Source organism: Bosea beijingensis (assembly GCF_030758975.1).
Taxonomy (GTDB): Bacteria; Pseudomonadota; Alphaproteobacteria; order Rhizobiales; family Beijerinckiaceae; genus Allobosea; species Allobosea beijingensis.
Window position 1 is genome coordinate 4,436,555 of the sequence record NZ_CP132359.1, and the last position, 18,092, is coordinate 4,454,646.

Here is an 18,092-nt window from a genome sequence, read left to right on the forward strand (position 1 = left end):
CACGCGCTTGACCTTCCCATCATGGGAAGCCCCAACCTTGCCGCAGCTTATCGATGCCTGCCCGGAGAACCGTCATGACCGACACCCCAACCAGCAAGGACCATGGCCATCATCATGACCATGGCCTCCATGGGGGACATCATCATGAGCATGAGGGAGCAGCCGGGCAGGTGAAGGACCCGGTCTGCGGGATGACGGTCGACCCGCACGCGACCACGCACCGGGCGCAGTACGAGGGCAAGCCCTATTACTTCTGCTCCTCCGGCTGCCAGTCGAAATTCATGGCTGAGCCCGCCAAATACGTCGAGCCGGCGGCGGCCCGGAAGGCTGAACCCGTGCCGGAAGGCACGATCTACACCTGCCCGATGCATCCCCAGATCAGACAGGTGGGACCGGGTTCCTGCCCGATCTGCGGCATGGCGCTCGAACCCGTGCTCGCGACGGCGGAGACCGGTCCCAGCCACGAACTGATCGACATGACGCGCCGGTTCTGGATCGGACTCGCGCTTTCCCTGCCCGTGGTCGTGTTGGAAATGGGCGGGCACCTGACGGGTCTGGGCCACTATGTCGGCCAGCAGACCTCGAACTGGATCCAGATGCTGCTCGCGACTCCTGTCGTGCTGTGGGCAGGCTGGCCGTTCTTCGAGCGTGGCTGGCAGTCGCTGGTTTCGCGCAACCTCAACATGTTCACGCTCATCGCCATGGGCACGGGCGTGGCCTGGATCTACAGCATGGTGGCGACGCTGGCGCCCGGGATCTTCCCGGCCGCGTTCCGAGGCCATGACGGTTCGGTGGCCGTGTACTTCGAAGCGGCTTCCGTCATCACGGTTCTCGTCCTGCTCGGGCAGGTGCTCGAACTGCGGGCCCGGGAGAGCACCAGCGGGGCCATTCGCGCCCTGCTCGACCTCGCGCCCAAGACGGCCCGCAGGATCATGCCCGACGGCACCGAGCAGGAGGTCCAGCTCGACACCGTGCAGGTCGGCGACCGCCTGCGGGTGAGGCCGGGCGAGAAGGTTCCCGTCGATGGTGTCGTCGTCGAGGGGCGCAGCGCGGTCGACGAGTCGATGGTCACTGGCGAGTCGATGCCAGTCACCAAGGAAGTCGGCGCCGCGGCCATCGGGGGCACGATGAACCAGTCCGGCGGCCTCGTGATCGAGGCGCAGAAGGTTGGGCACGACACGATGCTGTCGCGGATCGTCCAACTGGTGGCGGAGGCCCAGCGCAGCCGCGCCCCGATCCAGCGATTGGCCGATCACGTCTCGGGCTACTTCGTGCCCGCGGTCATCGGCATTGCGGCACTCGCCTTCATCGCATGGGCGTTCTGGGGTCCCGAGCCGCGGTTTTCCTACGGCCTCGTTGCGGCCGTGGCGGTGCTCATCATCGCCTGTCCATGCGCGCTTGGTCTCGCCACGCCGATGTCGATCATGGTGGGGGTCGGCCGCGGCGCCCAGGCGGGCGTTCTGATCAAGAATGCCGAGGCCTTGGAACACATGGAGAAGGTCGACACCCTCGTGGTCGACAAGACCGGAACCCTCACGGAGGGCAAGCCATCCGTGACTGCCGTGGTTCCGGCTCCGGGCTTTGACGAAGCCGAAATCCTGCGCCTGGCAGCCAGCGTGGAGCGAGCGAGCGAACATCCGTTGGCGCTGGCCATCGTCGCGGCCGCCGACAAGCAAGGCATCGCCACTGCGCCGGTCGCCGATTTCGATTCGCCCACCGGCAAGGGAGCGCTGGGTACCGTCGAGGGACGGCGCGTCGTGCTCGGCAACGCGGCCTTCCTGACCGAGCATGGCATCGATCCCGCTCGCCTGGCGGACCAGGCGGACAAGTTGCGCGAGGACGGCGCCACGGTGATCTTCGCCGGAATCGGCGGGAAGGCGGCGGGTGCCATCGCCATTGCGGATCCGGTCAAGACTTCGACGCCGGAGGCGCTCGCCGGGCTCAGGGCGGAAGGCATCCGGGTCGTGATGCTCACCGGCGACAACTGGACGACCGCGAAGGCGGTCGCCAGGCGGCTCGGAATCGACGAGGTCGAGGCCGAGGTCCTGCCCGACCAGAAGAGTGCCGTGGTCCAGCGTTACAAGGCGGACGGCAGGGTGGTCGCCATGGCGGGCGACGGCGTCAACGACGCGCCGGCGCTGGCGGCGGCGGATGTCGGCATCGCCATGGGCACGGGCACCGACGTGGCGATGGAAAGTGCGGGCGTGACCCTGCTGAAAGGTGACCTGACCGGAATCGTGCGGGCGCGACGGCTGTCGCAGGCCGTGATGCGCAACATCCGTCAGAACCTGTTCTTCGCCTTCATCTACAACGCGCTCGGCGTGCCGGTGGCGGCGGGAGTGCTCTTCCCGTTCTTCGGCATCCTGCTGTCGCCGATCATCGCGGCGGCCGCGATGGCCCTGTCGTCGGTCAGCGTGATCGGCAACGCGATCCGCCTGCGCACGGTACGACTGTAGTTGCCGGGCCGGGCAGTTCCATCGGGAGCCGCCCGGTCCGTCCGGCTGTTTGATGCAGCGCAAGGTTTCGGTCCGCCAACCGGGTAGACTTCCTGCAATGAAGAGGCGTCGCAAAAAAGCTCTGTCTCCGCTGATGGCCATGCTCCTCGCGGTCGCCGCGATGGTTCTCGTGGTCGGTCGCATGGCGACGCCTGCCTTTTCGGCGCCCGGTCCTGCCACGCACCTGTCCTTGGTCATGGAGCATGGGCACGTCGACCCGGCGGCGGCCTCCATCCATCACGGCCGAAACGCGGATCAAGACAGCGCCGAGGGAACGGCGGGCGGCCCTTCCTGTGACCAGGACTGTCTCGGCGCTTCCTCGAGCTGCCTCGTCGTGCCCCCGGCGATGATCCGTGCCGGTGCCCCTTTCCCGGGATGGCCCGAACCCATCTGCCTCCAGCCCGGGAATGACCTGATGCTGGCCGGGGCAATCCCGGAGGTGCGATTCAAACCGCCAAAATCCATCGCGTAACCCAACCGAATCCCGACCCCGCCGCTTCCGTGATGTCGCGGCCTGCGTGGGCACCGGGACCCAGTTCAATTCGAATTTCGGAAGGACAATGCGATGTTCGCACGCAGAACCCAGATTGCACTCGCCCTCGTCACATCCCTTGGTGCCGCCGGCGCCCGGGCCGACACGATCGTCGTCGCCAACGAGAACGGGCAGAGCCTCTCCATCATCGACTCCCAGACCTCGAAAACCACCACGGCGGCGATTCCGATCTCGCCGCACAACGTCGACGTCACCGCCGATGGCCGCCTCATCCTGGCGACCGGCATGCCTGCGGCACAGTCCGGCAGCCATGCGGCTCACGGCTCCGCGGGCGGGCAGCTCATTCTCATGGACGTCGCTGGCGACGCGCCCGGCGCGCCGCAGGTCGTGACCGTGGGAGGGCATCCGGCGCATGTCGTCCCCGACGCACAAGGGCATTTCGCCTACCTGACCGACGCCGAAACCAACTCGGTGGTGGTGGTCGATATCCCGGGGCGTAGGGTAACCGGTCGCATCCCCGTGCAGAACTACCCGCATGGACTGCGCCTATCGCCGGACGGCAACCTGCTCGCGGTCGCCAACATGAAGAGCGACACGGTCTCGTTGGTGGATACGCGCAATCCGGAGAAGGCCATGCATATCTCCGTCGGAAAGCGGCCGGTCCAGGTCGCGTTCGACCGGAGCGGCCGCATCCTCGTGGTCTCGCTCAACGGCGAGGACAAGGTCGCCATCATCGACGTCGACGCTCGCAAGGTGCTGCGGAAGGCCTCCGTCGGAAACGGACCCGTGCAGGTCTACGTTACGCCGGACGGCAAGGCCGCCCTGGTCGCGAACCAGGGCTCGGCGGCGAAGCCGGACAACCGGGTGTCGGTCGTCGCGCTCGAGGACGGCAAGCTGATCCGGAACGTGACGGTCGGCAAGGGAGCGCACGGCATCGTCATCGCTCGCGACGGTCGCACGGCCTACGTCACGAACACCTACGCCAACACCATCTCCGCGATCGATCTCGGCAGCCTCTCGGCCGGGAAGGCCTATCCGGTGGGCAAGGGGCCGAACGGCATCGCCGCCCGCTAGGTGTCAGGAAGCGGGAGCAGACCGGGTGGGCGGAACGAGCCTTTCCGGTACCTCGCTTGATTTCGCTCAAGGCGCCATTCGCAAGCAAGGTCCAAGATCGGCACGCTCCGCACCGGGAGAGATCGACATGCCCACCACACCGACTCCTGCCCCCGAGTCGCCACGAACCTGGCGGACCCTGCTGATCAACACGCCCCTGGGTTGGGTCTGCTCGCTCGCGTTGGCCGCTCTCGGCATCTACCTCCTCGCGAACCACGGCGGCCACATCGTGACCGCACTGCCCTACCTCCTGCTGCTGGCCTGCCCCCTGATGCATCTGTTCATGCACGGCGGCCACGGCCACCACGACAAGCGGGAGTGACCGCCCAAGGCCGGGCCGTCTGCGGCCCGGCCGGGAACATTGGGGCCCTTGCGGCCCCGGGACCAATGGCTGCGCCCGACGAAAACCTGATCGGCGCTGCCTGCGGCCATTCCGCGAAAGCTGCGCCGACGCCGTTCTTGCCCTTTTTGACCGCTCAAAGGAGACACCGCCATGAAGATGTCCGTTCTCGCGACCGTCCTGGTTACCCTTGCCGGGCCCGCGCTGGCCCAGGCGCCGACTTCCAGTGACCCGCACCATCCAGGTAAAGCCCCCAAGGCGCAGGCCCAATCCACGGCGCCGGGAAAACCTCAGGCGATGCCCGGCCAATCCGGAATGCCGATGCCCATGGGCCAGATGATGCAGGGTCAAGGCATGCTCGGCGGCAGCCAAGGGATGATGGGCCAATTCTCGGCGGAGGATATGAGTGCCTTCGCCGAAGCCCATATCGCGTCCATCCATGCCGGGCTGAGGCTGACCGCCGACCAGGAAAAGCTATGGCCCCCTGTCGAAACCGCGCTCCGGAACCTGGCGACCCTCCACCTCAGCCATATGCAGGCCATGCGCCAGACAGGAGGGATGACGGCAAACGATCCGGTGAACATGCTGCGCACCATGGCCGACCATATGAGCCAGGGATCCGACGCCATGCGCAAGCTCGCGGACGCTGCCGCGCCGCTCCACGCGACCCTCGACGAGGCCCAAAAGCGGCGGCTGCCGGCACTCGTCCGGATGGGCAGCCGAGGCATGATGGGGCAAGGCATGATGGGTCGGGGAATGATGGGACCCGGCGGCGCCATGATGCCCGGATCCGACGGCTCTGACGACGACACCGCGAACAAGCATTGATACGCCACCCCGGATGGAGCCTGGCTCGCAACGAGGTCCTGCTCCGAACCGATGAAAGCGGGCGGACACGGGGTTGGCGCCTCGCAAGGGCATCCTCGAAAGGTACGTGCCGTCGCGACATCGGCGCGTCGTGATGAAACGCCGCTTGACCTTGCCATAATGGGAAGGTGCAGGCTGCTCTCAACGTCGATGAGAAACGGAGATCATTCCATGTGCGGATGCAACAACCACTCCTCCCGGCCGGATCAGGCGGCCGAACGTGATCCGAATGCCCTGACCTTGCGGGTCGAGGACATGACCTGCGGTCACTGCGCTGGCACGATCAAGAACGCGATCGAGACGGGCCTGCCCGGCACGCAGGTCGAAGCCGATCCGGCTTCCAAGTTGGTGTCCGTCCGCGGGAGCAGCGACCTGGCATCCATCAAGGCTCTCGTCGCCAAGGCCGGCTATACCCCGGTCGCAGCCTGAAGGAGATGCTCATGCTCAACCGCCGCAGCTTCCTCGCCGTTCTCGGAACCTCTGGGGCCGCGATGATGGCCGGACGAGCCTTTGCGCAGGCCAACCTGCCGAAGGTGATCGTGACCAAGGATCCGAACTGCGGCTGCTGCGGTGGCTGGGTGGAGCACATGAAGGCCGCCGGCTTCCCCGTCGAGGTCGTCACATCCTCCGACGTCGACCAAGTGAAGCTCCGCCTCGGCGTGCCGGGCGACCTTGCCTCCTGTCACACGGCGGAGGTGTCCGGTTACGTCGTCGAGGGTCATGTGCCGGCTGACGCCGTCAAGCGCCTCCTGGCCGAGAAGCCGCAGGCTCGCGGCCTCGCCGTTCGGGGAATGCCGATGGGTTCTCCCGGCATGGAGGTCGTCGGCAAGGCGCCGGACAGCTACGAGGTCGTCCTGTTCGGATCGTCGGGCCGGACAAGCTTCGCGCGCTACCGCGGCGTGAACCGCGTCTGATCCGGGTCGCATCGGCGCTTTGCCGAGGCAGTGCCTGATTTCGGGTTGGCCAATGGAGCGGTTTTCCGACCACGAGACTGCCAGCGCGGTTCCAGCAGCGGTCAGACCCGTGGTCTGATGCCGAACCGGATGGCATGATGGCGCGGAAAATAGCGCGAAAGCGAAGCATGCCTCTCCAGACGACCCCGCCCGAATACCTCGAATGGCTACGCAACCTGAAGGGCGAGATCCAGCAGGCCCGGCATCGTGCTGCCCTCGCCGTCAACAGCGAACTGATCCTGCTTTACTGGCGGATTGGGCGAGAGATTCTCGAGCGCCAGGCCACCCATGGCTGGGGTGCCCGCGTCATCGATCAACTCGCCGCCGATCTTCATTCGGAGTTCCCGGACGTCAAAGGGTTCTCCCCTAGAAATCTGAAATATATGAGGAAATTCGCCCAGGAATGGGGAGATTCCGCAATTGTGCAACAGGTTGTTGCACAATTGCCTTGGGGCCAGAACGTTCTGCTTCTCGACAGCGTCCCCGACGAAGCGCAGCGGCTCTGGTACGCACGAGCGGCGGTCGAGCACGGCTGGAGCCGCAATATCCTTAAGCACCAAATTGAAACGAAGCTCTATGATCGCCAAGGTCGCGCGATCACGAACTTCACATCGACCATGACGTCTCCCGGCCGATGCCGATCAATCTGTTCAAGGATCCCTACGTTCTCGACTTCGTCGAGATTGCAGGCGATGCGCACGAACGACATCTCGAGAAGACACTGATCGATCGCATCAAGGATCTTCTGCTCGAACTCGGGAAGGGCTTCTCCTTCATGGGAAGCCAGTATCATCTCGATATTGGAGGCCAGGACTACTACCTCGATCTCCTTTTCTACCACACCAAGCTTCACAGCCACGTTGTCATCGACCTGAAGATGGGCGAGTTCGAACCGGAGTTCGCCGGGAAGATGAACTTTTACCTGGCGGGGGTCGACGACAAGCTGCGGACCGAAGGCGATAGCCCCAGCATCGGGCTGATCCTTTGCCGGGGGAAGAACGGCCTCGTCGTGGAATATGCACTGCGGGGCGTGAACAAGCCGATGGCCGTATCGGAGTACACGGTGCTGCCGCCGGAAATTGCGAGAGCACTCCCAAGCCCGGATGTGCTCGTGGCGGGGTTGGAAGATCACCTCAATATCCACGATGAACCGGATGATGGTGATGGCTCCGGCGGGGGAATGTCAGGCGGACCTCGATAGGTGCCTATGAGGCGCTGGCCAGTTCCCGCCTCTCCTCTTCCGGGAAAGATCAACATCTCGCCCTGCCTCGCTTCCCCAGATCGAGCGATTGCCGTGGCCCGCTATGCGGAATGCGATCGGTCGCTTTGGATCCAGAGGATGCCGCCGAGCAGGACGTTCATGAGTTCAACCCCGAGAAGCAGGTCAACTGCCCGGCCCGGGCGTTCGCGGAATTCAAGAGCCTCAATGCAAGGTCGGAGCTTGAGAAAGCCGCAGCCGACTTCGATTACTTCGCATCCAGGCTGCCGCCGATTTAGGTGGCTGCTTTTTCTTGATGCGTCTCCACGATGAAGGCCGCCAGGGCTCCGGCCATGTTGACTGCAAGGCTGGCATGGCGCTGCGAGGGTTTCACTGGAATCTTGCCGCCGCGGCCGTGCGAATCCGACAGCCTGTTCCGCAGAGTGCCGAGGCCGTTGACCAAATTCATGGCGCTGCCAAGGATCGCCTTGATCGGTGCCTCAGTGTGCTGGTCAGGCGCTAGATTTAGTGAGGTGGCCACCGCCTTGTACAGATCCGGCAGATCCGCCCGATCGTCATAGGTCTCATTCCGCTCGTCGAGCACGCGCTTGCAGACCGTCTCCAGCAGAGTTCGGGCCATGGTGATCGCGCCCTCGGGATCCGTTGTTCGCCGCGCCAAGGCTTTGGTCCAGACCGTATGCACGCCATCGCTGTCGAAAGTCGACAACGCATCACCAGCGACGACATCGAGGGGCGCACGGTTCGCTCCTTCGAGGTGATCGATGATCGGGGTGAAGGCGTCGTTGAGGTGCTTTCGCCGCCCCTTATAACCCGCGATCTCGCCGAGCTCTCCCCAGAGGGACGCGAGGGTCCGGTTCGTCCGCACCATCTCCGGCAACAAGGCTTTGAGCTGGTCGTCCTGCATAAATTCGCTGCGCAAGGCCGAATACATCGGCTCGTCGCGTTCGCCGCCGGTGCAGCTCTCCCGCATGACGTTCTCAAGAAGCCGAGCACGCTCCAGCCAACTGTCAGGCATATCGTAAAAAGTCATCGGTTAGCCATTCAGTTCGCCCAGGCGCGCTCAAGCAATGCTCAAGGTCCGTGATAATACGAAATCAGCGGCGGATGTTCGGGATCGTCCTCCGTCATCAGCCGATCGACGAAATCCAACGCGCTTTCTGGCGACGGCTCGACCAGCGCCTGATCGATAATCACTATCTGATGATTCAGCAGGTCCGTCTCGGCGATCCGATAAAGGTATTTGTAGAAGGCCGCCACCAGCTCGGGATTGATGTCCGGAGTGATGTTCTTGAGCGGAGTGTCGATGATGAGCAGCGAGGGCACCGGCATGCCCTTGATCGCCGCCGTTCGGTGGAGAGCCAAGGCGAAACAGATCGTGAAAAGAGTCTTCTTTCCCCCGCTGCCGGCCGTGAAAAAGCTATAGGCGGCCGTTTCGTCGCCTTCGGGCCAGATCTCCGGGATCAGCGTCCTGCGGTTGATGTTGACGGTGTCCTTGGGTCCCACCCCAGGAACATGCGTCGCGATCAACGCTTCGAGGAAGTTTGCGCCCAACGCGCTGAAATTCTCATCGGCCTTGCTGAGCCGCATCTGCTCCTGTCGGATCTCACGTTCCAGCCGCGAAATAACCTCGGACAGCTTGTCGGCTTCGGCGAGCATTTCGGTAACGGCGCCGGGCATAGCCTTGACCCGGTTGAGAAACCTTATGCGTTCTTCAATTTCAGCAACCTCACGTTCCGCTTGCCGCGAACGGGCAGCGCGATCCGTCTCGTAGCCGCTCAATAACTCCGACACGTCGCGGTCCAGCCGGTCCTTGTCTTCTACGAGCTTTACGATCCGCTCCAACTGCCGCTTGCGTGCGATGGCGTGCCGACGAATCGCCTGTTCGATGTCCGTAAGCCTAGCTTCCAGATCGCTGCTGATGCTCGCGGGATTGATCTCATCGCTGCTCGGAAGCACGACCTGAAGGCACAGATAGCAACTTCCCTCCGTGGCCCGATGAACCGCGAGGGGCTGGCCGCATTGCGGGCAATTTTCGAATGCGCTTCCGGATAGAACGGACCGAGCTCGATCTGCACGCGCCACCTTGAACTTCATGGACATGAGTTCAGCGCGGAGTTCTCTCTGCTCCTGGACCCGGCGATCGAGATCTTCCAAGGTCTCCTGCTCGGCATCGAGCTGGTTCGACATTTGACGCAGGCGGACGCGTTGTTCGTCCACGAAATGGGTCTGCCTGAAGAAATCGTTCGTGCTCGCGGTCAGGTCGGCTTGCACATCGACGAGCCGGAATTGATTTTTCACGATCTCGGCGTCGATCTGGGAGGCGGACGCAAAGCCGAACTGTGCTAGGAACACACGGATACGCTCTGCCGCTTCGGTTTTCGACCTCTGATCGGTGCGTGCCTGATCGAACTCGGCCTGCAACGTGCTCAGCCGCTCACTGTAATAGCCCGCGAAAAAATTAAGAGCGTCCTTGCTCTTTTCCGCAAGAACCGGTTGGCCCAGGCGAAAAAAGGAGGAGTCCAGTTGTTCTTGCTCAAGGTAGCAGAATTTCAGTAAGTCTCGGAAGCTGAGACGTACCATGGGAGAGTCGTCATCGCCGGTTCGCTTTCGAACTCGGATGATCGGGTATCCGAGCAGCCGCAAGAGAAGGTCGCTCAGGTTGACCACGTCGTCACCATACACGACGGGGCCATCCCCCTTCGTCCGGATCAGAAGAGTGATGGGCTCACCATCGTCTTCAATCCACGAGACCTTCGCCACCCCGTCTCCCTTGTCGCGCTCGATCAGCACCTGCCTCTCGCCAATCGTGAGGGTAAGCTGGACCGACAGAAGTTCTCGTTGAACTGCGGTCGTGAGCTCGAGGGATCCGCCAAAACAAAAATCGACCAAGCGGGCGATCGTCGACTTTCCGAGACTCAAAGTTCCATGTATAAATGTGATATTTCGTCCAAAATGGACAATTTCTTCGCTTTTACGGCAGTATAATTTGAGCGTTTCAAGCAGAATTTTCATTGCTCGATGGTCTCACCCATGCGAAGTGACGCCAGTTCGGGGAAAGTCTTGTAGACGAACTCCATCAGCGTACTGGCCGACAGGTCCAGATGGCGTTTGAGAAGAATCGCACGTTGAGCGATTGCGGCGTACTCAGGCTCTTCACGCAGCGACGAGGCCGCCCGGCGCCCGCGCTCCGTGAGCCCAATCATGATCGTCCGACCACTGGCGCCGACCGCAACCAGCCCACGGCCGGCAAGAGTGTTGAGGAATCGGCGGTATCGATGGTCCCAGGGGCCATACTTGAACCGCACCATGCGCGCTTCGATCGAGTGGCGCTCGAAATCGTGGGCGCCGGTCGACGGGTCGAGCACGTCGCGGGCCAAAAGCGCCCGCTCGAGATAATCGGGGTATCGGAGCAGGAAATCGAGCTTGGCGAGCTTCGTCAGCCCTTCAATCTGTTTCTCGCCGTTGCGGCCGCCAAACGTATCGATGAGGACAAGTAGACGCCCGAGATGAAGCGCATCGTCCCCCTCCAGATAGTTCACGATCTCGGGCAAGGTGGCCACGCTACTCCGTCTCCGTAAGCGGGAGCGTCCGCGATGGATCCCACCAGACCCGGCATTCTTCGGAGAGCAGACCGGCCGCGCCAATCAGATGCTCGGCGCGGCAGCCGAATAGGGTACTCGCTTCCGCTTGGCTGATCGCACCCGCCTGGACTTTCAATGCCTCGAACATTGCCGGGCCGTACGGTGCGCCGGTACGCTCGGCGGTCTTCTCGGCATCGCGCGCGGCCCGTTTGGCGAAGTGCTGAAAATGGGCCAGCCTCTTGTTTGCCTCGGTCAGGCCGTACTTTTCCTTCCAACGGAGGAAGGCGGTATCGAGTGAGGACACATCGTCCTTCATTTCGTCGATATCGGCATAGCTGATGGAGCCGGCTGCCATTTTGAGCTCCATTTTGCCTAGACCCGGCGGTATCGACTCACGCGTCGTGAATCCTGCGATCGCTAGCAGTTCGCCGCTGACGGACTGCGGCTGCATCAAGCTGCGAAGGACCTCTCCATCGACCCGCTTTCGGGCCGTCCGGAGCCGGTCCAAATGTTGAGGCAAGTTTTCGACGACGTCGTGAACGTCGAGAATGAAGCCTGACAACCCGAGCGAAGAAACTTCCCAGACGTGGGCTCGAAGTCCCTTGGCCATCACAGCCAACTCCGCCCACGGCAGCTCTCTAAGTGCAGGAAACTCACCCAAGGCATGAACGATCTCGATATCCGGCTGATCGATGCCGGTTCGCCGTTCCTCTAGGACCACCCTCGCAAGGGTTCGAACAACACCCTCAACGGGAACCCCCGCCGCGCCGGCGACAAGCTTGAGATAGGCGACGATCCTGTCACGAGTACCGCATCCTTCGTGCCTTGGGTTTTCGCGGCAGCGCTTGAGCACGTTGCGCAAGTCGTCGACGCCATCACCAGCAAAGAAGACGAAGTTTGTAACCAGGACAAACTGTCTGAAGCGACCGGGATAGCGAGCATCGCGGACGCAGAACCGAATCAAAGACCCCCGTACGGCTTGGTCGTTCGATCGAAATGGCTTCTGGTTGAGTTCGCGGCTCTTGACCTGAATACCCGTTAAACTGCCGTCGACGTGCTCAATGAGGACATCTTCAACATGCTCGCAATAGACCGCTCTGACATCAGAGCCGTCTCTCAAGATCTGAAGGCATTTAAGCGCCGTAAAGTTGATCTGGTAGCGGAAACGTCGTTGAGTGTCATCACCTGCATCCGGCACGGACATTTCATCGACACGCGTCTCGATCTCGCTCACTCGCCCCCCAGCGCCGAACCTTCGCAATCCTCGCGAGAGAAAAACTATCCACTTTCTCTAGGGTTACAACAGGCCTTTCTGATAACCTTCCTCACCCTGATAGGCGCGGAATATGCGGTTGCGCCGCGCAAATCCGCCTTCGCTGAAGCGGATCAGCCGGCACATGATCGCCGCCGTGCTGTCGGCTGCAATCGCCGGTATCGTTGGATAACGAGGAATCAAGCTTGGGAGATAACGACGGATCAAGCTTGAATCTACAAGGTGCGATGTCGAACTGCGATAGGATTCAAATTTAACTTTGCCACTTGCCGCCAAGCTGATCTGCCAGGAACCGCAATCCACAAGGTCCGGAAATGGCAAACACGAATGGGGTACTTGCTCGCCGAGCCTTCTTACCATCCTTGCCGAACGCTTGAGGAAGGCCGCCAGATCCTAGACCTCCTGTTCGTCCTTGATGCCTGCAAAGACCATTTTGATCCCTGAGGTCCTCCCCTTGGATCCTTGATGTTGACGGCGAGCGTCACCTCGTCCCAGGTGATTCCTGAGTTCTTATTGGCTCTCAAATAACTAAAGCCCTCGACTGATCCGGAATTCCGCCCGAACAGGCCATTGAGTTCCGGCCCGACGCCGTACTTCGCGCCGTTCTCCGGGGAGAGTGCAGTCAAACTTTCTCGATCCACCGACGGCTATCGAAGGGGACAATCCACGGCTCGAGCTCCGAGCTGGCAGCGGCCGCAGCCTCCGCTTTGGGAGCACAAGACGAAACCCCATATGAAATTCTGCCTCCCAGCTCCGATAGAGCTGTGCGCCTTGTGCGCGTTAGTCGTCGAACGACACTCGCTCGCAACAATAATCCGGCCTGCACACAGGCTGGCCCGGCTACAGCGCTATTTGGGGGCGCGCCGGGCCAGCCTGTGCACAGCCCTCGCCGTCGAGCTCCAAAGCCGGGGGCCGAGACGCGTCCAAAATGCCAAACTGTTTACGTTAATCCACAGATCTTTTCGAAAAGAAACTTCTTTCCAGATATTTACGTGGTATATTTACATATCCAATTCGGCTGTAAAATTCCTGGCGAAGATGGCGAGCGACCTCAATAAGCCGAATGGCCAGGCCGTGATCACGCCACGGGCGGGCCCCGGTTTTGTCGAAGCGCTTCCCGTGAAGAAGTTCCACGGCGTAGGGCCGGCGACCGCAGCGAAAATGGAGGGGCTCGGAATTCTCACCGGCGCCGATCTGAAAGCAAAGCCCCTCCCCTTCCTGCAGGAGCATTTCGGGAAGTCAGGCGCCTGGTATTATCGAATTGCCCGCGGCATCGACGAGCGCGCTGTACAGCCCGACCGTCCGAGGAAATCGATCGGCGCCGAGGACACCTTCGCAGTCGACGTCGTCGACCTCGAACCGGCGCGCGAGAAGCTCGGCGAATTAGCCGAAAAGGTCTGGCGGCATTGCGAGGGAAAATCCGTTCGCGGCCGCACCGTCACCGTCAAAATCAAATTCTCGGATTTCGAGCAGATCACGCGCAGCCGCACGGCCGAGAGCCCGATCGCGAGCCTAGACGACCTGAAGGCGGCTTCCGAGTGGCTGCTGGGCCAAGCTTTTCCGTTCCGACGCAGCGTGCGGCTTCTGGGCGTCACGATCTCGACCTTCGATGATGAGCAGCATGACAGCAGCAACCAGCTCCAGCTAGAGTTCTAGCGAGGCCCTTTGTCTTTAAGATTTGGCTGGAAGGACCCGCATGAACCTGGGGAACGCATGCGTATTATCAGAAACTGGGTCCTGCCGGCACTTCTCGCCGGATTTGGAGCACTTCTCGGCTTTATGCTGATCGGGCTGCCGGGTCTAAACATCGTGCAGACAATTGACGGCTCGCCGATCGTGAGCGGCTTCATTCCTCCAGAACAGGTCCCTGCGGTAATCCGCGAGGGGAAGGCGCTGGGAAGCTACATCGATTTCTATGGCATCGCGCTCCCAGGACAACCCCTCTATTGGGCCGTCGGAACGATCGCGCTATTGGCATTCTTAGGATACAGGATAGGCCGCCGTTTTCGAGCTTAGATGTTCGAGTTTCCGTGTTTGACGGACAGCGAAAAGACCTGGACGGGCTGGGAAGCCACCGTCCGGATCTCCATTCTTCATATGTAGCCAAACGGCCGGTGGGCGTTCCCGCGCCCGCCGGCCACGCAGGAAGCATAATCAAATCCCTTGTTCACACAAGGCGTCACGTCGCCGAATAACCCGTTGCACCGGTGGCCATCTTCCTCATTCTCGCGATGGCTTCCTCGTGTTTTGCCACTGCGTCCGCGATCGCGGCGAGTTCGCGCTCCTCTTCGCTATCCGGCGTGCAGCCCATAAGCTCTTCAGCCCGGGCATAGGCCGCGGCGAGGTCCGCTTCGTTATGGATGATCGGCTGCATCACCGTCGCGTCGTCGCTGGGGGTCATCTTCTTGTGTCCAATTCGATATTAAGCTGCTCCATCAACACTGGCGCCCTGAGGTTCGTTCCGGGTTCTTGAGAACGATGCGTGGCGTCCTAAATCGGATCTGGGAATGTGATTGGAGGGATACGAAATGCCATTCTCGTCGCTGAGTGATCCGGCGGATCTGGCCCGGGCTTACGCGGCATTGGAAGCCATATGGAGCGAGGTAAAGAGGACAATTCCCGACGCTGAGCAGGAAAGGGAGCGAACGCGAATTGCATATCTGATAGCCGGGTGCGCACCGCTCGCGCTGGATGAAGACGACCTGAGGCAGAACGTGCTCCTGCAGTACAGGCAGTCGGCCGCAGCCTAACGCCCGCGGCCAGCGGCTCCGCAGCGGAACTAGGTCCCAGTAGACCAGTTCTCGAGTCGTGCGTTGCGGAGTTGCGTTCATGTGTGCGCGTCGGGTTCTGAGAGCCGGGCTGGGCGGGGATACGGTCAAGGGGCCGCTCACCCGGCGGGAAAAGCCGAAACGCGATCTATTTTCCGACCCCATGCCTGAGCGCGTTGAGCCGTGCTTGGCTCTGTTGGCTTCGAAGGCTCCCAGCGGCCAAGACTGGGCGTTCGAGGGAATGGGACGGCTACCGCCTGGCTGTTCATATCGGCCCTGGTCGCACGGTCCGAATTATCACCCGCGGCGGACACGACTGGACAAGCCGGTTTCCGTCGATCGCGCATGACGCCTCGGAGTTGGGCTTGGATAGCGCGATCCTCGACGGCGAGGCAGTCGTGCTCGACGAGCGCGGAGCATCCGATTTCGGCGCGCTGCAGAAGGCGCTGGGCGGCCGGGGCGGCAAGCGCTTCGCCTCCGAAGCGCTGCTCTATGCCTTTGACCTGCTCTATCTCAACGGACACGACCTCCGCGGGATGTCGTTGGACGAGCGGCGCGGAATGCTGGAAGACATATTGTCCGGGCCGCAGCACAGTTCGATCCGGCTAAGCGAGGAGGTCGACGCTGAGGGGCTCCCTTTCTGAAACTCGCATGCGAAATGGGCCTTGAAGGAATTATCGCCAAGCGGCGTTCCGCTCCGTATCGATCGGGTCGCGGTGGCGAGTGGCAGAAGATCAAATGCGTGCGGTCCGAGAGCTTCGCCATCATCGGCTACGAGCCATCGAGCATTGCTCTAGGCGGAATTGGAAGGGTGTTGCTCGCTGCGCGGGAAGCTGACCACTTGGTCTATGTCGGCGGAGTCGGGACCGGCTTCACACAATCTACCGGCCAGGCCCTGCGCAAGCAGATGGATAAACTGATCATCCCTGCGCCCGCGGCGGTGATGAAAGAGCAAAGGCGCGGCTATCGATGGATCACGCCGGAGCTAATCGCAGAAATTGCGTTCCGTGGCTGGACCGACGACAGCAAGCTGCGCCACGCTTCCTACAAGGGATTGCGCGACAGCGCGGATGAGGCTTCCGTGTTTGAGCTTCGACCCAGGGCCGTGGTCGGAGATTCCTAAGGAACGTACCTGCCCGCCTCTGCAGCATCGCTGGCATATGCATTTAGAGTGCGATTGGGTCTGAAATAGCGATCGATTTCCACCCGGAGCCCGCCGAGTCCTTCGATGGCGCCGAGCTCGCTCAAGATGATCATGCCAACTTCAGGATCACCCACTCCGAGATCGACCAGCCCGAAAAGGACGTCATTGTCGTCCGGGCTCATTTCAGAAATGAGCCAAACTCGCTGATCCCAAGGCGCGAAAAGCTTCAGGACCGGCATCGGGTCGATATCGGTCCGGGCCTTGGCTAGCTCGCCATTGGCGAGCAGCTTTGCTTTTGCGTCTTCCGGGATGATGATCATCAGGCAAAAATTCCAGAGGCAGAAAGAAACGGCCTAAGCCTTCTCGCTGCAAGAGCGAGGGGACCCAAAGCGAGCTGTGGGGCCTGTCGGCGGCTCAGCGCTTCCGGCGCTGCTGTCCCAGGCCCATCTTTTTGGCGAGGGAGGAGCGCGCCTCGGCGTAGGCGGGCGCGACCATCGGATAGTCGTTCGGGAGGCTCCATTTCGCGCGGTACTCCTCGGGCGACATACCGTAGGCAGTCCGAAGATGGCGCTTCAGCGATTTGAATTTCTTCCCGTCCTCGAGGCAGATCAGGAAGTCAGGTGTGATCGACTTTTTGACCGAGACTGCAGGAACGAGCTTCTCAGGCTCGACGGCCGGGGCTGTGTTTCCGTCGAGGCCAAGCATGGCCGCGTGAGTCGACGCAATCAGCGTCGGCAATTCCGAAGCCGGTACGCTATTGTTGGCAACGAAGGCGCTGACGATGGATGCCGTGAGCTCGATGAAGTCAGTGTTGTTCTCGGACATTGGTTTCCCCTAGCCGGATTGATACGCGCTCCTGCACAGTCCGGGCAAAGATGTCAAATCTAAGTAGCTAGTGGAACTGCCCGATGGGCGCGCGATTTCTCCGCGCGGCGCGCATCAACAATTTGAATCATCTCAGCAATCTTGATTCAATAATTCAATTAGTCACGCCACCTGATCCCGGATCACATCCGGACATGGCAAGCTTCGAATATTCAAGCCCGTCGACGCTCTATCGAATTGACCGCGAGCACAACATGCAGCGGTTCTATTCGCTATCGACCTCCCCTACCCTCTTCGGTGGCGCTTCCCTAGTTCGGGAATGGGGAAGGATCGGATCGATTGGGCGGCGGCGAGTCGATCTCTTCGATACGGAGGCAGAGGCCCAGACAGCCAAAAACGAATTTGTCAGGTTGAAGCAAGCTCGAGGCTATCGGCCAGGTCGCGCGCTATAAACTCTGAAATGTGCATTGCCGGCATCCCTATCTTCCTGGGGCCTTCAATATCGGCCGACGGCGTGTCGCCCACGAACAGGATTTCCGCTGGAGAAAGCCCCAACCGATCGCACACCAAGTGAAAGATCGCCGGGTCCGGTTTGGCTAGGCCCACCTCATAGGAAAGCACCAAGGCATCCGGTTTGCCAGGCAACGCGGCAACGAGTGGATTTCCGTAAGGCATTGCAAGATTTGAACAAAGTCCGATTCGGATTCCTTCCGCACGTAGTTTCTCCCAGATTTCGCCGATGCCGTTGCGCATCTGGATCGAGGCAATTTCCGCCTGAAGATCCCGCTCAAGTTCGACAAGGCGATTCTCGTCGAGTTCAGCCGTCAGCAGCTTGGCGACTGATCGGATATCGAGAGCCTGCGTTAGGACCACATTGGCGAGGTCGCCCTCAGGACGTTCGCGGAGAAGAGTCCGGAAGGGCCGGCGTTTGTCGCCTATTTCAACCACCGTGCCGAAGGCGTCGAAGCAAATGGCTTTGATGCCTCCCCTGCCCGCTTGCAGATTTTCAGGAATCGCCAAT

Annotated in this window: 22 protein-coding genes and 1 pseudogene; 14 read left to right on the top strand and 9 right to left on the bottom strand. The window is 61.5% G+C overall.

Translation table 11 applies throughout. From position 1 onward, the window contains the following. Positions 1 to 74 precede the first annotated feature (74 nt). The 9 genes from Q9235_RS21100 (at position 75) to Q9235_RS21140 (ending at position 7,758) form a co-directional block, all read left to right on the top strand. On the top strand, positions 75 to 2,456 hold the full coding sequence (locus Q9235_RS21100; protein WP_054207536.1) for a heavy metal translocating P-type ATPase: 2,382 nt from the start codon (positions 75 to 77) through the stop codon (positions 2,454 to 2,456). A gap of 604 nt (positions 2,457 to 3,060) precedes the next feature. Then, positions 3,061 to 4,062 carry a YVTN family beta-propeller repeat protein gene (locus tag Q9235_RS21105; protein WP_054207537.1) on the top strand — a complete coding sequence of 334 codons (1,002 nt, stop codon included), beginning with the start codon at positions 3,061 to 3,063 and terminating at the stop codon, positions 4,060 to 4,062. A 127-nt stretch (positions 4,063 to 4,189) separates the two neighbouring features. After that, the gene (locus Q9235_RS21110) at positions 4,190 to 4,423 is read left to right on the top strand and encodes a DUF2933 domain-containing protein (protein WP_067255018.1); all 234 of its coding nucleotides are present in this window, start codon (positions 4,190 to 4,192) and stop codon (positions 4,421 to 4,423) included. 171 nt (positions 4,424 to 4,594) lie between these two features. Beyond that, positions 4,595 to 5,269, top strand: coding sequence for a Spy/CpxP family protein refolding chaperone (locus Q9235_RS21115; RefSeq protein WP_054207538.1), 675 nt, complete (start codon positions 4,595 to 4,597; stop codon positions 5,267 to 5,269). Positions 5,270 to 5,479: 210 nt separating this feature from the next. Continuing rightward, entirely contained in the window at positions 5,480 to 5,737 is a 258-nt protein-coding gene (locus tag Q9235_RS21120; RefSeq protein WP_047579395.1) for a heavy-metal-associated domain-containing protein, read from the top strand. Between the two features lie 5 nt (positions 5,738 to 5,742). Then, positions 5,743 to 6,222, top strand: coding sequence for a DUF411 domain-containing protein (locus tag Q9235_RS21125; protein ID WP_047579394.1), 480 nt, complete (start codon positions 5,743 to 5,745; stop codon positions 6,220 to 6,222). A gap of 167 nt (positions 6,223 to 6,389) precedes the next feature. Then, entirely contained in the window at positions 6,390 to 6,986 is a 597-nt protein-coding gene (locus tag Q9235_RS21130) for a DUF1016 N-terminal domain-containing protein (RefSeq protein WP_197064359.1), read from the top strand. Beyond that, entirely contained in the window at positions 6,896 to 7,462 is a 567-nt protein-coding gene (locus Q9235_RS21135) for a DUF1016 domain-containing protein (RefSeq protein ID WP_197064358.1), read from the top strand. Before Q9235_RS21130 ends, Q9235_RS21135 begins: the two co-directional genes overlap by 91 nt. Positions 7,463 to 7,572: 110 nt before the next feature. Continuing rightward, positions 7,573 to 7,758, top strand: a complete 186-nt coding sequence (locus Q9235_RS21140) for a DarT1-associated NADAR antitoxin family protein (RefSeq protein WP_047579392.1) — start codon at positions 7,573 to 7,575, stop codon at positions 7,756 to 7,758. Here Q9235_RS21140 and Q9235_RS21145 read toward each other — a convergent pair. The 5 genes from Q9235_RS21145 to Q9235_RS21165 form a co-directional block, all read right to left on the bottom strand. Further along, complete coding sequence (locus tag Q9235_RS21145) at positions 7,755 to 8,510, bottom strand: abortive infection family protein (RefSeq protein WP_054207539.1); 756 nt, start codon at positions 8,508 to 8,510, stop codon at positions 7,755 to 7,757. The genes Q9235_RS21140 and Q9235_RS21145 overlap by 4 nt on opposite strands. Before the next feature lie 41 nt (positions 8,511 to 8,551). Beyond that, complete coding sequence (locus tag Q9235_RS21150) at positions 8,552 to 10,492, bottom strand: hypothetical protein (RefSeq protein WP_156134743.1); 1,941 nt, start codon at positions 10,490 to 10,492, stop codon at positions 8,552 to 8,554. Then, on the bottom strand, positions 10,489 to 11,040 hold the full coding sequence (locus Q9235_RS21155) for a hypothetical protein (RefSeq protein ID WP_156134742.1): 552 nt from the start codon (positions 11,038 to 11,040) through the stop codon (positions 10,489 to 10,491). The genes Q9235_RS21150 and Q9235_RS21155 overlap by 4 nt, the downstream gene beginning before the upstream one ends. Position 11,041: 1 nt before the next feature. After that, positions 11,042 to 12,295 (bottom strand): dsDNA nuclease domain-containing protein, encoded by a 1,254-nt coding sequence (locus Q9235_RS21160; protein ID WP_306223766.1) that lies wholly within the window; start codon positions 12,293 to 12,295, stop codon positions 11,042 to 11,044. Between the two features lie 63 nt (positions 12,296 to 12,358). Then, positions 12,359 to 12,541 carry a hypothetical protein gene (locus Q9235_RS21165; protein WP_156134741.1) on the bottom strand — a complete coding sequence of 61 codons (183 nt, stop codon included), beginning with the start codon at positions 12,539 to 12,541 and terminating at the stop codon, positions 12,359 to 12,361. 816 nt (positions 12,542 to 13,357) lie between these two features. On the opposite strand from Q9235_RS21165, the pseudogene Q9235_RS21170 reads away from it, so the two are divergent. Both Q9235_RS21170 and Q9235_RS21175 read left to right on the top strand, forming a co-directional pair. Beyond that, a pseudogene (locus Q9235_RS21170) lies at positions 13,358 to 13,990 on the top strand (DinB/UmuC family translesion DNA polymerase); the annotation flags it as partial. 57 nt (positions 13,991 to 14,047) lie between these two features. Further along, positions 14,048 to 14,350 carry a hypothetical protein gene (locus Q9235_RS21175; RefSeq protein ID WP_306223767.1) on the top strand — a complete coding sequence of 101 codons (303 nt, stop codon included), beginning with the start codon at positions 14,048 to 14,050 and terminating at the stop codon, positions 14,348 to 14,350. Between the two features lie 163 nt (positions 14,351 to 14,513). On the opposite strand, the gene Q9235_RS21180 is transcribed toward Q9235_RS21175, so the two are convergent. Continuing rightward, a complete protein-coding gene (locus tag Q9235_RS21180; protein WP_306223768.1) occupies positions 14,514 to 14,735 on the bottom strand; it encodes a hypothetical protein in 222 nt (73 codons plus the stop codon). 543 nt (positions 14,736 to 15,278) lie between these two features. Here Q9235_RS21180 and Q9235_RS26895 point away from each other — a divergent pair. Together Q9235_RS26895 and Q9235_RS26900 are read left to right on the top strand one after the other, a co-directional pair. Continuing rightward, complete coding sequence (locus tag Q9235_RS26895; RefSeq protein WP_422678223.1) at positions 15,279 to 15,746, top strand: ATP-dependent DNA ligase; 468 nt, start codon at positions 15,279 to 15,281, stop codon at positions 15,744 to 15,746. Between the two features lie 14 nt (positions 15,747 to 15,760). Then, positions 15,761 to 16,225, top strand: a complete 465-nt coding sequence (locus Q9235_RS26900; protein WP_422678224.1) for an ATP dependent DNA ligase — start codon at positions 15,761 to 15,763, stop codon at positions 16,223 to 16,225. Here Q9235_RS26900 and Q9235_RS21190 read toward each other — a convergent pair. After that, positions 16,222 to 16,566, bottom strand: a complete 345-nt coding sequence (locus tag Q9235_RS21190) for a DUF2958 domain-containing protein (protein ID WP_306223769.1) — start codon at positions 16,564 to 16,566, stop codon at positions 16,222 to 16,224. The two genes, Q9235_RS26900 and Q9235_RS21190, sit on opposite strands and share 4 nt — an antisense overlap. Positions 16,567 to 16,660: 94 nt before the next feature. Further along, the gene (locus Q9235_RS21195) at positions 16,661 to 17,071 is read right to left on the bottom strand and encodes a Ros/MucR family transcriptional regulator (RefSeq protein WP_306223770.1); all 411 of its coding nucleotides are present in this window, start codon (positions 17,069 to 17,071) and stop codon (positions 16,661 to 16,663) included. Between the two features lie 254 nt (positions 17,072 to 17,325). On the opposite strand from Q9235_RS21195, the gene Q9235_RS21200 reads away from it, so the two are divergent. Next, positions 17,326 to 17,523: a WGR domain-containing protein gene (locus tag Q9235_RS21200; RefSeq protein WP_306228386.1), complete on the top strand. Its 198-nt coding sequence runs from the start codon at positions 17,326 to 17,328 to the stop codon at positions 17,521 to 17,523. On the opposite strand, the gene Q9235_RS21205 is transcribed toward Q9235_RS21200, so the two are convergent. Further along, positions 17,477 to 18,091 (bottom strand): HAD family hydrolase, encoded by a 615-nt coding sequence (locus Q9235_RS21205; protein ID WP_306223771.1) that lies wholly within the window; start codon positions 18,089 to 18,091, stop codon positions 17,477 to 17,479. The two genes, Q9235_RS21200 and Q9235_RS21205, sit on opposite strands and share 47 nt — an antisense overlap. Position 18,092: the final 1 nt, after the last annotated feature.